This is a genomic window from Moorena producens 3L (assembly GCF_000211815.1).
Classification (GTDB): domain Bacteria; phylum Cyanobacteriota; class Cyanobacteriia; order Cyanobacteriales; family Coleofasciculaceae; genus Moorena; species Moorena producens.
The window spans coordinates 72360-86075 of record NZ_GL890970.1; the positions used below are offsets into that span (position 1 = coordinate 72360).

Consider the following 13716-nt stretch of genomic DNA (forward strand, 5'->3'; position numbering starts at 1 on the left):
TCCGCTGTTCCCTGGCCCCTAAAATCAAACACTTGTGTACCTCACCTATTTGAGTCATGCTATCGTCATTAGTCATCATAAATATGAATGAATTTAGTCATTTTCCCACTGACCTACTGACGTACTGACGCACTGACCACTCAGCCTTTTGCCTTGCTATTGAATTAAGTTATTTGAGGGTTATAATATTTAAGTTATGTAGATGAATTTTTCTATATTGAAATAATATTAATTAAACCAATTAATTATATATTATTTTTATAAAGTTTTCAGAAATTTTGAGGAATTTTGAGGTGATTTTCCCCAAATTTACGTCTTAAGGCTGATCTATCAGACTTTGGCTTGACAATGTAAAAAATTAGTAAATATACTGTTAAGAGGAAAAAAGATTTGGTGTATCTCGTCATCATCAGGGAGCAATTAGGCTGTCAAACGACTTCAGAATTGTGATTCCAGGCTGGTTAATTACCTGATCAGTTCCGACTGATGAATTCCTAAGTCATAAGTTATAGTTTCTTGATAGTTCTGAAATCGCACAGGAAGACGAGTTGGCTATCCCTGGATAAATCATGGTTTTGAATTCCGTGCTTTCAGCAATTCTGAATAATTTCAATAAAAGCGTGATGGAGCGCGCTCTTGGGGGTTCCCATGGGGCTTTCAAGGTGCGGACGCAGGTGACCCACGCAGCGCCAAAACCACTCGCTATTGCATCAAGACAGGGTAGCATTTTAAAAAGATTCAACGACACAGAGAAATCCTAAAGGTTTGGCAAATAAACTAAAAATCCTGCAGTCCTGGTGCATACTCTATACTAAATCAGCTGCTGTAATCCCTTTTTGACCCACAGTTACTATACTAGGGCTATCTATTAGAGTGGGAATTAGATAGTCAAAAGCTGATAGTGAGTTCGGTTGACTACTTATCAGTATTGGGTGTTCATTAATTGAAAATAAAAATTGAAAATTGCCAATTAACAATTTTCAATTAACTCAAGCTAATCAAGCCTAGTATAAGTGTTCAAATTAACGTGATAGGACAGATCAGCTAAGCAAGCTGAGACAAGTCAAGGTGCTATATTGCTCAAGTTCAAAAATAAACTCTACCGTCATCGACACATTATGGAATCTTTGTCTCAACAAAATCAGCCACTTTTTATTTTTGGGATGGGACGTTCTGGAACAACGCTTTTGCGGTTAATGCTGACCGCTCATCCTCATTTTTGTATTCCTCCTGAAAGTCGGTTTTTTGTTAATCTGGATCCAAAATACGGTTCATCGAAAGACTTAAGCAATCAAATCGATAACTTCTTGACAGATATCTACGGTGATCCAAGGTTTCGGGAGTGGAACATTGACCGACAGCAGTTGCGAGAAAATTTGACAGCTCAGAAACCACTGAATTATTCAACAGCAGTCGCCACAGTTTATCAAACCTATATACAGCAGTTTGATGGTCAAGCAGGTTGTTGGGGAGATAAAAATCCTTGTAATATCTATAATATTAAGACCATTCTCAAGTATTTCCCTAATGCCAGATTAATTCTAATTATCCGAGACCTCAGAGCAATCTATGCTTCCCTAAAAAGAAATGAGCAAAAATTTGCCAAAACTTGGAAGGGCTCCTGTATCGCCAATGTGGTAGCGACAACCAAACAATGGCAAAATTTATTCCAGGTCATTAAACACTATCAAAATGACGAGCGGTTTCATATCCTCTTCTACGAAGACTTAGTGACAAATCCAGAAGAAGAACTCCAGGGAATTTGTAATTGGCTCGGGGTATCCTTTAGCCAATCAATGCTGGAGTTTAACAAAAAAAATGCTCAAAAAAAATTGGTACCGACCCGTGAGCTAGGATGGCACGCCAAGACCTTTAAACCCGTTAGTAGCGATCGCATTGAGGCTTGGAAACACGAACTTAGCGATTCAGAACTAGCAGTCTTGGAGATTCTGAATTATAAAACCATGCTCCATCTAGGCTATGACTGTATTCCTAAAACGTGGCAATTTGACAGGTTACTCAAGTTCTACGCAGATTATTCTCAGTACATCTATTGGAGACTGTCTAAAGCTAATCTTCAACCAGTGATAGGGAAAATCCGTGAAGCTTTAGTAACTCTCAAGACATTGCAATTATCCATGACCAGAAATTTATCCCAAAACTCGATCCAATGAGGTTCCAATGAGTAGAAAAGCCTGACCGTAAAGTCAGGCTAACTCACTCAAGCTAAAATCTCTTGTTCGCGCCCTATCCTAAAGGAAGGGGCGCTTGGGGTCGGGTGCATCTCAATCCATGCAATTAGGAAAAAATTCGGGCGAAAATTCCCACACTTCCCACACTTCCCACACTTCCCACACTCCCCACACTTCCCTTCTTTTTTACAAATATGAGATGCACCCCTTGGGGTATATGGCTCTGAGGGCCTCAATTATCAGCACTCATGAATGAAACCTGATGCCCTTGAGACAGCTCAGCACTAATCACGGCCTGTTGCAGTATGGGGGTATTAACAACAGAATCATTGGCCAAAGAAAACAGCGGATTGGACAAAATGCCTGCCAGAGAGGTCGCAATTAACGACATCACTAAACCGACCTGTAACGGACGCATACCGGGTAAACTCCAGCGAATTTCGGGATAATTCTTCACCACATCCGACATCTCTTGAGGTTCCTTCACTACCATCATCTTGACCACACGGATGTAGTAGTAAATCGAAACCACACTAGTTAGCAAACCTAGTAAGACTAAAGTATACAATCCTGCTTGCCAACCAGCCCAGAATAAATAGATTTTACCAAAGAATCCAGCAAAGGGTGGAATCCCACCTAAAGACAGCAAACAAACACTTAAAACCAAAGTCAGCAGTGGATCCTTGTGATAAAGACCAGCATACTCACTAATTTGGTCGGTACCAGTGCGTAGGGTAAACAGAATGACACAAGCGAAAGCCCCTAAGTTCATAAACAAGTAAACCAGCATGTAGAAAATCATGCTAGCGTAACCGGCTTGGGTCCCAGCAATTAGACCAATCATCACAAACCCAGCCTGACCAATAGAGGAATAGGCTAGCATCCGTTTCATGCTGGATTGAGTTAGGGCAACTACGTTACCCAAAATCATACTTAGGATAGTCAAAGCAGTGAACACAAAATGCCACTGATCGCTTAACAATGGGAAAGCAGTGATCAGTAGACGAATTGCTAGAGCAAAGCCAGCGGCTTTAGAACCAACTGAGAGAAACGCTACCACTGGGGTGGGAGAACCCTCGTAAACATCAGGAGTCCATTGGTGGAAAGGAACTGCTGAGATTTTAAAAGCAATACCAGCGATCGCAAACACCAACGCAATCAGAAGACCTAGGGATTGACCGGATTCTAGGTCAGCAACTCCAAGAGCGATCGCACTCAACTGCGTTTGTCCCCCAGACAACCCATATAATAGGGAGACACCATACAAAAATACGGCTGAACTGGCTGCTCCAATCAGCAAATATTTCAAAGCGGCCTCATTGGAACGGGGGTCACGCTTCATGTAACCCGTCATCAGGTAGGAGGAAATACTGAGGGTTTCGAGGGATATAAAAATCGTAACCAGCTCCGTCGCCCCGGACAGGAACATCCCTCCTAAAGTAGCCGTGAGCAAAATGCCAATAAATTCTGCCAAGGATGTACCCGACTGCTGCACATAACGAATTGACATCAAAATCGTTGACACAGTCGATAGGGCAATGATGCCACGAAATGCCACACTCAGGGTGTCACCATTAAATTCCCCAAAGAAGGCAATGGGATTTGCAGCATCCCATTGGAAATACAGGGCAACTATGGCAGCAAGTAGACCCCCAATGGCTACATAGGAAATAGTTTGAGCCGACTTTTTCCCAGCAATCAGGTCAATGATTAACACTAGCAAGAGGGTAATAACTACAATTCCCTCTGGCAAAATTACCCCAGCATTCAACTGGGCGGCAAGATTGGCAAAATCCATAGGCTTTAATGATATGATCTATGGTTATTTGAGTATCCAGATTAACTTTCTTATCATATCGGTGATTGTAGCTAGTTGGGAAAATGGCTTGTATGCCTTGGAGATTGGACAAAGTACAATTCCGTATTTATGCCCTTTCACTGCCCTCTGTGCCACGGTAAGGTGAGACTAGCTATGTCGTACACCGGATCAATGTTACCTTTGAAGGCAACGAACGAATTGTTTACAAATCTTTGAGCAGCAGTGAGAGGAATTGGGATAGGGGTGTACTTACGGTGTTAACGGTGCTCTATTGGATGGCGAATACTACATGAGCTATTCGTGGTTTACCTCTAGGTAAAGATTATTTCTGGCACAATCCGAAAAAGTAGGGAGTACTGCTGAAGCGCATATATATATATAAGTATAAGTAGCCCTCAAATCCCCGTACCTATGGTCGAGTTGCCTGACTTCCTTTCCCACACAGTTGCTCCTTGTTCGTGTTAGCCTGCAACACAAGTAGCGTACTGTAGAAATTAAGAGGCAAGCTTATACTGCCATCAGGGGGTTCTACTTAATGTTGGAAAACTATGCTGGAAAACTATGCTGGAAAACCATACCCACACTCAGTAGGGAGCAAGTATACTGGCTTACTCCCTCGACCTTTGAGAAATAGTATTTAAATTAGACTATTCAACACCGCCGCTATTGTTGAAACTCCGATGACAACCCTTGTAATTGTCGAATCTCCTACTAAAGCTCGCACCATTCGGAACTACTTACCTCCTGGTTACCAGGTCGAAGCCTCCATGGGTCATGTCCGTGATTTACCTCAATCAGCTAGTGAAATCCCCGAAAAATACAAGGGGGAAAAGTGGGCTAAGTTTGGGGTAAATGTGGAAGCTGACTTTGAACCGCTTTACCTGGTGCCTAAAGACAAGAAACAGGTTGTCCAACAGCTCAAAGCAGCTCTGAAGGATTCTGATGAACTGATTTTGGCTACGGATGAAGACCGAGAAGGGGAGAGTATTAGTTGGCATTTGTTACAAATCTTAAATCCGAAAGTGCCAACTAAGCGGATGGTATTTCACGAAATCACTAAGGATGCTATTCAAAATGCCCTACAAAACTGCCGTGAGATCGATGATCAGGTGGTAAGAGCTCAGGAAACAAGGCGGATTCTTGACCGACTCGTGGGCTACACCCTCTCACCGCTGCTGTGGAAAAAAGTGGCTTGGGGCTTATCAGCTGGTCGGGTACAGTCTGTAGCAGTGCGGCTGTTGGTGAATCGAGAACGCCGACGCCGTGCCTTCCGCAAGGGCACCTATTGGGATTTGAAAGGGATTCTAGAAGCAGGAAGTTCCTTTGATGCTAAGCTAGTAACCCTGGACATGGTGAAAATTGCTACCGGTAGTGATTTCGATGCCAATACAGGTGACATTATCGAAGGTAGGCAGGTCAAATTGTTGAGTGAAGTGGAGGCTAAAGCACTCAAAGACAACCTGTATGATAAAGTCTGGACGGTTACTAATTTACAAGAACGACCTGTTACTCGGAAACCCTCACCCCCCTTTACTACCTCGACCCTGCAACAGGAGGCCAACCGGAAACTGGGACTATCGGCTCGTGATACGATGCGGACTGCCCAGAGTCTGTATGAAAAGGGTTTCATTACCTATATGCGTACAGACTCAGTACATTTGTCTGAACAAGCGATCACAGCAGCCCGTAGCTGCGTTGAACAAAAATACGGGGTAGAGTACCTTAGCCCCAAACCGAGAAAGTATACCACTAAGAGCAAAGGAGCTCAAGAAGCTCACGAAGCCATTCGTCCAGCAGGGAGTACATTCAAAACTTCTCAAGAAACGGGATTAAGCGATCGCGAATTTAAAGTCTATGACCTGATTTGGAAGCGTACCGTTGCTTGTCAAATGGCGGATGCTCGACAAACTCAAATTGTGGTTGATTTGCAAGTGGAAAATGCCGGATTTCGGGCTACCGGTAAGCGCATTGACTTCCCAGGTTATCTAAGGGCTTATGTGGAAGGGTCTGATGACCCCAACGCTGCTCTAGAAAACCAGGAAGTGATTCTGCCAGCTTTGAAAGTGGGAGATCATCCTAACTGTAGAGAACTAGAAGCTATCGGTCACGAAACCCAACCCCCAGCCCGTTACACGGAAGCGACCTTGGTCAAAACCTTGGAACAAGAGGGGATTGGTCGTCCCAGTACCTACGCTAGTATTATTGGTACTATCATTGACCGAGGCTATGCTCAGAAACTGAAAAATGCCCTTGCTCCAACGTTTACGGCGTTTGCAGTTACTAATTTGCTCGAACAAAACTTTCCCGACTTGGTGGACACGAGCTTCACGGCCAAAATGGAGCGCACCTTAGATGACATTGCCAATGGAGCAGCGCCATGGCTTCCTTACCTGCAGAACTTTTATTTGGGAGAAAAGGGTCTCGATAACCAAGTCAAGGAACGGATTAATGAGATTGACCCCATTGTTGCCCGTACTGTTGAACTCGAAGACCTCGATGCTAGAGTCCGGATCGGCAAATTTGGTCCCTATGTCGAGGTGAACAATGGCAATGGTGTACTTACTGCTTCGATTCCCCAAGACCTCACCCCAGCTGAACTAAACATTGAGCAGGTTCAGGTACTGATTCAGCAGAAAATGGAGGGGCCAGAGAAATTGGGAATACACCCAGAAACGGGTGAAGCAATTTATATCCTCAATGGAAATTATGGTCCCTATCTACAGCTAGGTGACGCAACAGAGGATAAGAAGAAAAAACCCAAACGTGTCTCTTTGCCTAAGGGGGTAAATAAGGAAGATGTACACCTAGAAATGGCAGTGGGTCTCCTAGCACTCCCCCGCCTTCTCGGTCCTCATCCGGAAACAGGCAAACCGGTCAAAACCGCAATCGGACGCTTTGGTCCTTATGTTGTCCATGACCAAGGGAAGGAGGGCAAAGATTACCGCTCCCTAAAAGCTGAGGATAACGTCTTGACAATTACCCTAGACCGTGCATTAGAGCTGCTGGCACAACCTAAGAGGACAAGGGGCGGTTCTCGCAGCAAGACTAAAAAACCCTTACGGGAACTAGGGGTTCATCCTAAAGATAGCGAGCCAGTCAATATCTATCAGGGTCCCTATGGCATATATGTGAACCATGGCAAAGTTAATGCCTCTCTGCCAGAGGGAACATCAATGGAGGAGTTAACCTTAGAAACCGCCTTGGAACTCATAGCAGCTAAGGCGTCATCGGGTAAATCTGGTAGCAAGTCCAGTAAATCAAAGACTTCCACCAAAAATAAAACCTCTGGGAAATCCACCAAGAAGACTACTAAGAAAACAAAAGATGATAACCAAGAGGCTCAGTTAGAGAGTGAATAAGTAATTGTACTTGCTGACCAACTGATTAAACTCAGGATATATATAATAAGGTGTGACAACACCATTGTCAAGTGGAAACTAGGAAGTTTGAATTGAAGCAAAAACTCTTATCCTTTATTCATGTTCCTTCATCCTTCCTGCTGACCACTGCCTCTTTACTCATTTCTCTGACATTCCCCCTTTCGCCTATTCTGGCTCAAGACCAAACTAGCCAAGACCAAACTAGTCTTGACCAAACTAGTCTTGACCAAACTAGTCTTGACCAAACTAGCCAAGACCAAGTCACTCCACCCCAGCAGCTCTATGTTAAAGGTCGCCAACAGTTAAGTACAGGTCAATTACAAGAGGCTTTAGAGAGCTTCCAGAAGTACCTAGAACTTAAACGAAACATTGGCGATCGCTATCAAGAAGGAGTAGCGCTATATTTTATTGGGTGGGTTCATGATGAACTTGGTCAATATCAATTAGCCAGGTCGTTCTTTGAGCAATCCTTAGCAATTGATCGAGAATTAGGCGATCGCACCGGGGAAGGGAGTACTCTTAATAATCTGGGGTTAACGTATTCCAACCTAGGGGACGATCAAAAGTCCCTAGAATTCTATCAACAAGCCTTAGCCATCTACCGAGAAGTGAGCAATCGTGGCTACGAAGGCAGGACTCTCCATAATTTGGGGAATATATACTATAAGCTGGGTCAAGACCACCAGTCCCTGGATTCCTACCAGCAAGCTCTCGATATCTATCGAGAAATACTGGATAAATCGGAAAACAATTCTCTAGTGTCACAGGCAGACGAAGGAACACTGCTCAATAGCCTAGGGTTAGTTTACCACCGTCTAGGCAAGCACGAACAGGAACAGTTGTCCTATCAGCAAGCCTTGACTATTGCCAAAGAAGTAAGCGATCGCATTTCAGAGGGAATGCTTCTGAATAATTTAGGTATCGCTTACCATCGCCTAGGAAAGTACCAACAAGCATTAGAGTCTCACCAACAAGCCCTAGTGATTCATCGGGAAGTGGGTTCATTAGCTGGGGAAGCATTTACCTTTAGGACTATTGGTGCTGTCCTGGCGGCACAAAACCAGCCAGAACTCGCCATTATTTTTCATAAGCAAGCAGTCAATGTATATCAGTCCCTGGGGCAAGATGTAACTAAACTGTCTCAAGAGAAATTGTCTCAGGAGCAAAAGCAGTCCTATAAACTCAACTTGGATAATGCCTACCTGAGTTTATCTGAGTTGCTGCAGCAACAAAAACGGGTGCAGTCGGCGCAACTGGTGCTAAATTTCTTCCCAGTGCCAGAGCAAAAAGACGATTTGTCTAATCAAGACAAGACTCAAACTAGGGTTCACGAAAAAATACCATACTTACCTGAAGAGGAGCAAATCAAAGCAGGCTATGAGGCTATTTTGCAGCAGCAGCTTTCCCTGAGGAAACAACTCAATCAACTGATTACTATTCCGATAGCAGAAAGAACTCCTATTCAGCAAGACCGTATTCTTGAGTTTAGGCAAAAGGAGCAGCAGCTGACCCAGGAATTTCTGCAATTCCTCAACAGTTCTAAGGTTAAGAAGCTAGTAACACAGTTGAGGGAATGGTGAAAATGGTAATTGGTGATTGCTAATTGCCAGTTTTTAAGAGGGAACAGGGAACAGGGAACAGGGAATAGGTAGTTTTGGATTAATTTGGTATCTTTAAATACTTTTTTTATCATGGTCTTGATGAATTCCCTCATCTGACTCCCCATCTACCCATCTCCCCAAACTTCCCACACTTCCCTCCCTTTCCCGATTCCCTCGGTGCGCTTTCCGCATTAAGAATTAAATTCGCCACGGGTCGCACCGCTCCCGACTCCCGACTCCCTAAAACCGAAATCGACCTAAGATTCTCCGCCAGTCATACTTTAATGGCAAGACGAACTGGATTCGATCCCAGAGACTGCGGTTATCAAAGCTAACTGGTCCTGGTCCAAAGGTTGCTACCATCAATAATCCACCGATTAGTCCTAGATTTTTCAGAAATTGAATTTCTTGCATTTGATTAGAGAAATCTGTGTGAAAAATCAAGGTGGTGGGAATTAAAAATCCAATTAGCGCTAATGCTCCCCAACGAGCTTTATAGCCTAGTAATACGGATAATCCACCCGCCAACAGTATAATGATGGTGGGAATAATCAGTATACCGGGAACCCCTTTGGATTCCATCAATTGTTGAGTATAGGTTGGGTTAAATAGTTTATCGATACCAGCTTTAAGAAAAATAGCACAAAGGAATATCCGCCCTAGGAGTGGAATGTATTTTTTCATAATTTCCAGGTTTTTTGATAAGCGCTATAACCCCTTATTATAGAAAATGGCATCAAGGATGTTATAGTTGAATCGCCGTATAGTCCACAAATAACCAGATTTTATGACTGCCCTCCTCCCTACTCCCTACTCCCGCGCAACCCAGAAGTAAGTACCTCATCCAATTAATAACTGCAATAGCATTGATGGTTGGGTCTAACACTTAAACCCAACCTAGCTACTCGATTACCAGTTAGAAATCAGCGACTGGATAAAAATTAGTTGAAGGGAAATGGTTTAGTCTCAACTCTTGGATTACCATTATTGTTATCGAAAAAACAAATATGTTGAAAAGGAACCATTGACCAACCAGTCACATCTTCAGTCAGTGGTTCGGAAGAAATAATAACAGAGCGTACATCTTCATCTGCTGCAGATTGCATCTTAAAACCATCATAATCTCCAAAATTTTTGCCCTTCAATGACCAAACAGGACTCTTGAGGAGGTACAATGCATCTTTTTCTCTATCGCTTTTCAGCTCTTGTAATTCTTCATTTGTTAATTTTTGCCAGTCACCTGGTACATCTAGCTGTCGGTTATAGCCAATCCCGAGATTGGCAACTAATAAATCATTACTATCTGCCAGGAACAATTTTAGAACACTGATTCCTTCACAATTGTACTCAGTTTGAACATCAAGAATAATTTTAACTGTCTTGTTGATAGCATCTAGAATTTCATCAACAGACAAATCCTTGGTCGGATCATCGACCTGTGACATAATTAGAGCATAGATTACCTCAGTATCGGTACTTCCCTCTAGATTCTGGATAATTTCTGGTCTGCACTTATTTAATAAAGGGAAGCGAATCTCTTGAAACCCGTATATCCAGCCATTGTGTGCTAAAGCTAAACGGAATCCTGGAAAAATAAACGGGTGGCAATTATGCTCATGGACAACCGCTTCATAAGTGTAGTATGCTGCTCGGATGTGGGATAAAAGTAAATTAGTCTCATGACTCTCACACAAAGACTGTAAATTTCTGTCATAAAAAGGTGGTTTAGTTCCTTTATAGATGAAAGGATAATTGGCGCTGAGAGTGTCTTTTTTCCAAGTAGCAAGTCCAAACCCTGCTAACTGTACCATATGATGGTAATCTGAATCGTAACTTTGATTAACCAAAGAATTATCAGGTTCGAGGATTAACTTGGAAATTGCTAAAGGTTCTCCAATATAGCCCAGTACTCTGCACATAGATACTATCCTTGATGTCATTATTTGTAGAGTTCAGGGAAAGTATATCTTATAGGTGACACTTGGTGGTGAGCAATGTTGTAGTGATATCTCGCACCATTGTGATGAATCCTATGATGGACAGTGAGTAGGTAAGCTATCAGCTATCAGCTATCAGCTATCAGCTATCAGCTATCAGCTATCAGCTATCAGCTATCAGCTATCAGCTATCAGCTATCAGCTATCAGCTATCAGCTATCAGCTATCAGCTATCAGCTATCAGCTATCAGCTATCAGCTATCAGCTATCAGCTATCAGCTATCAGCTATCAGCTATCAGCTATCAGCTATCAGCTATCAGCTATCAGCTATCAGCTATCAGCTATCAGCTATCAGCTATCAGCTATCAGCTATCAGCTATCAGCTATCAGCTATCAGCTATCAGCTATCAGCTATCAGCTATCAGCTATCAGCTATCAGCTATCAGCTATCAGCTATCAGCTATCAGCTATCAGTTTGTGAATGAAAGAGGTAACCATTTTTTGATCTGAGTGAAGTCACGAAGCTGACCGCTGACCGCTGACCGCACCTCAAGTAGCACCTCAAGTAGCGCATATACTTACCAACTATCTTCATTGTCGAAGCTGGGAAGATCGGGAGATGGGGAATACTCGCTGACGGTAACCTCCTCTACCTGGGACGGTTTACTCTTTCTTTCCTTAGCCAGTTGCTCAACAGTATCACTAATCACAACCGTTAAGTTTTCCCGGGTTTGAGCATGGTTGGCTTGCTCAGTCTTTAAGGCATCGATTAAGCGATCGCGTTCTGCCATGACTGACTTAAGGGTTGCCCTTAATTCCTCAACCGTTTGCAGTTGTTCCACATTCTGCTCAATACTCGAAACCGTCTCCAGTTGATCTGATTTGAGTTGAAATCCGTCTTGTTGTAATTGTTGCAGTTGAGCCTTGAGAGTTTCGATTTGCTCTTGAGCAAGTTGGCTTTCGATACGGCGTTGCTGAGCTTCAGTATTATATAACTGACGCCAATGAGCTGCACTTTTATCCGCAGCCTGGCACTCTTTAATGCTATCGGCCAGCTGCTGCTTCAGTTCCTTGATTTGGGCTAACCATTCGGTAAGCGACCCATTGTTGCTCATCAACAACTACTCCATCGGCTATAGCACTAATCAAATTTAATCAAATTTAATTATGGTTGAGGGGGTCGGGTTAACGGTAAACTGTCAATAAAATATTAAAGTGTGTCAATTGAACTACTGAACACTAGTAATGGGCAAACTACGGGTAAAATTGGCAAATTAATTTGTAGCAAGCCCCTGCTCACATCAGAACCTATGCTATCTAAGCGTTTTTTTCGTTTCTTCCGTTTCTTTGGTTACCTGAATCTGGTAACCCTCAGGAAGACTTTCAAGCGTGCGATGGAACGTCGCTTAATGGGTCTATCTGCTGAAATGGCATATAACGCCATGTTAGCGCTTTTTCCAGCAATTTTAGCAATTCTGACAGCGATTGGCTTGTTTGAATATTCCTTACAATTAACCTGGTACCACCACCCTCCCGAGCTGAGTGAAGTGGCACAGAATCAAGCTCTGAAAATGATGAAGGAAGTAGGTCCGGCTCAGGCGGTGCAGCCAATTCAGGAATTTACCGAGCAGATTCACCTCAGCACCAATAGCAGTCTATTTTCCCTGAGTTTTATCATAGCCATTTGGGTATCTTCTGGGGCACTGAGTGCAGCGATGAATGCCCTTGATCACATCCACCACATCCCCCGAGAGCAACAACGACCGTTTTGGAAAGCTAAGTTGATTTCTCTAGGCTTAACCATTGGTAGTATCATACTGCTAGTGATTGCATCTTTTTTGGTATTTATCAGTCACTGGGTGCTAAAAACAGTCGTTGATACGAGTGGAGCTTCCATCTTGTTGACACTCTGGAGTCTGTTGACCTGGCCCGTAGCCCTGAGTATGGTGGCAGCATCCTTTGCCTTTATCTATCGCTACGGACCAAGCCGTTGGCAGCTAGGCACACCGATATTGCCAGGAGCAGTTTTAGCAGCCATTTCCTGGGCAGTGGCTTCAGGCTTGTTTCGGCACTACGTTACTGCCAATTTCAGCAATTACAACAAAGTCTATGGTACCGTAACAGCCGTGATTATCTTACAGCTTTGGCTTTACATGACTTCTCTGCTACTGTTATTAGGGGATCAATTGAATGTGATAGTAGGAGAAGCAATGCAAGCATCCCATCGGAGACCTAGACCAAGAAAATTAGCCAAGGCAAAAAAAACATGATATGAGCTGAAACACTTTTGAGAATTGAGAATTGAGAATTGAGAATTGAGAATTGAGAATTTAGAACTCACCATTCTGCCTTCTGCCTTCTGCCTTCTACATTCTACATTCTGCCTTCAACCTTCAACCAAACAACCTATTTAAGCCCGTCACGAACCCACCGCCCACGCCTAACGGCTATAACGGGGGCTTGAAAAAGTCCATGACGTGACCAGCCTAAGACTATTGAGTCTACGTTTTTTGAGCTATCACACCTTTAGATGCGTCGCTAGTCTTCTGCTCTGTGGTTAATAGTTAAACAGTCATAAACGGGTTAAGACAGTGCTATTAACAAGACAAACTCAAAAAACATTGGCTAAGCGAACTCACCCTAGCAATAGGAGAAAACACAATTATGCGTGTATTTGTACTTGACAAAGACTTTAAACCATTAGACCCTTGCCGTCCGGCTAGAGCCAGACTATTGCTCAAGCAAGGTAGAGCCAAAGTGTTTAAAAGGTATCCATTTACAATTAT

The 13716-nt window shown here is 43.2% G+C and carries 9 protein-coding genes; 5 read left to right on the plus strand and 4 right to left on the minus strand.

Annotated features, from left to right (window positions below; translation table 11 throughout):
* The first annotated feature begins 1118 nt into the window (after positions 1 to 1118).
* Entirely contained in the window at positions 1119 to 2174 is a 1056-nt protein-coding gene (locus LYNGBM3L_RS29000; protein WP_008189834.1) for a sulfotransferase family protein, read from the plus strand.
* A gap of 250 nt (positions 2175 to 2424) precedes the next feature.
* On the opposite strand, the gene LYNGBM3L_RS29005 is transcribed toward LYNGBM3L_RS29000, so the two are convergent.
* Positions 2425 to 3990 (minus strand): NAD(P)H-quinone oxidoreductase subunit N, encoded by a 1566-nt coding sequence (locus LYNGBM3L_RS29005; protein WP_008189835.1) that lies wholly within the window; start codon positions 3988 to 3990, stop codon positions 2425 to 2427.
* A gap of 701 nt (positions 3991 to 4691) precedes the next feature.
* Here LYNGBM3L_RS29005 and topA point away from each other — a divergent pair.
* Both topA and LYNGBM3L_RS29015 read left to right on the plus strand, forming a co-directional pair.
* Positions 4692 to 7370: a type I DNA topoisomerase gene (gene topA / locus LYNGBM3L_RS29010; RefSeq protein ID WP_008189836.1), complete on the plus strand. Its 2679-nt coding sequence runs from the start codon at positions 4692 to 4694 to the stop codon at positions 7368 to 7370.
* A 92-nt stretch (positions 7371 to 7462) separates the two neighbouring features.
* A complete protein-coding gene (locus LYNGBM3L_RS29015; protein ID WP_161603203.1) occupies positions 7463 to 8971 on the plus strand; it encodes a tetratricopeptide repeat protein in 1509 nt (502 codons plus the stop codon).
* 261 nt (positions 8972 to 9232) lie between these two features.
* On the opposite strand, the gene LYNGBM3L_RS29020 is transcribed toward LYNGBM3L_RS29015, so the two are convergent.
* The 3 genes from LYNGBM3L_RS29020 to LYNGBM3L_RS29030 form a co-directional block, all read right to left on the minus strand.
* The gene (locus tag LYNGBM3L_RS29020) at positions 9233 to 9676 is read right to left on the minus strand and encodes a DoxX family protein (protein ID WP_008189841.1); all 444 of its coding nucleotides are present in this window, start codon (positions 9674 to 9676) and stop codon (positions 9233 to 9235) included.
* Between the two features lie 257 nt (positions 9677 to 9933).
* Positions 9934 to 10911, minus strand: a complete 978-nt coding sequence (locus LYNGBM3L_RS29025; RefSeq protein ID WP_008189843.1) for a class II glutamine amidotransferase — start codon at positions 10909 to 10911, stop codon at positions 9934 to 9936.
* A 597-nt stretch (positions 10912 to 11508) separates the two neighbouring features.
* Positions 11509 to 12045: a hypothetical protein gene (locus LYNGBM3L_RS29030; protein WP_008189846.1), complete on the minus strand. Its 537-nt coding sequence runs from the start codon at positions 12043 to 12045 to the stop codon at positions 11509 to 11511.
* Between the two features lie 195 nt (positions 12046 to 12240).
* Between LYNGBM3L_RS29030 and LYNGBM3L_RS29035 the strand changes: the two genes are divergently transcribed.
* Together LYNGBM3L_RS29035 and LYNGBM3L_RS48015 are read left to right on the plus strand one after the other, a co-directional pair.
* Positions 12241 to 13200 carry a YihY/virulence factor BrkB family protein gene (locus LYNGBM3L_RS29035; RefSeq protein WP_044495393.1) on the plus strand — a complete coding sequence of 320 codons (960 nt, stop codon included), beginning with the start codon at positions 12241 to 12243 and terminating at the stop codon, positions 13198 to 13200.
* Between the two features lie 394 nt (positions 13201 to 13594).
* The coding region (locus LYNGBM3L_RS48015; RefSeq protein WP_207554330.1) for an RRXRR domain-containing protein at positions 13595 to 13716 on the plus strand (122 nt) is incomplete at its 3' end.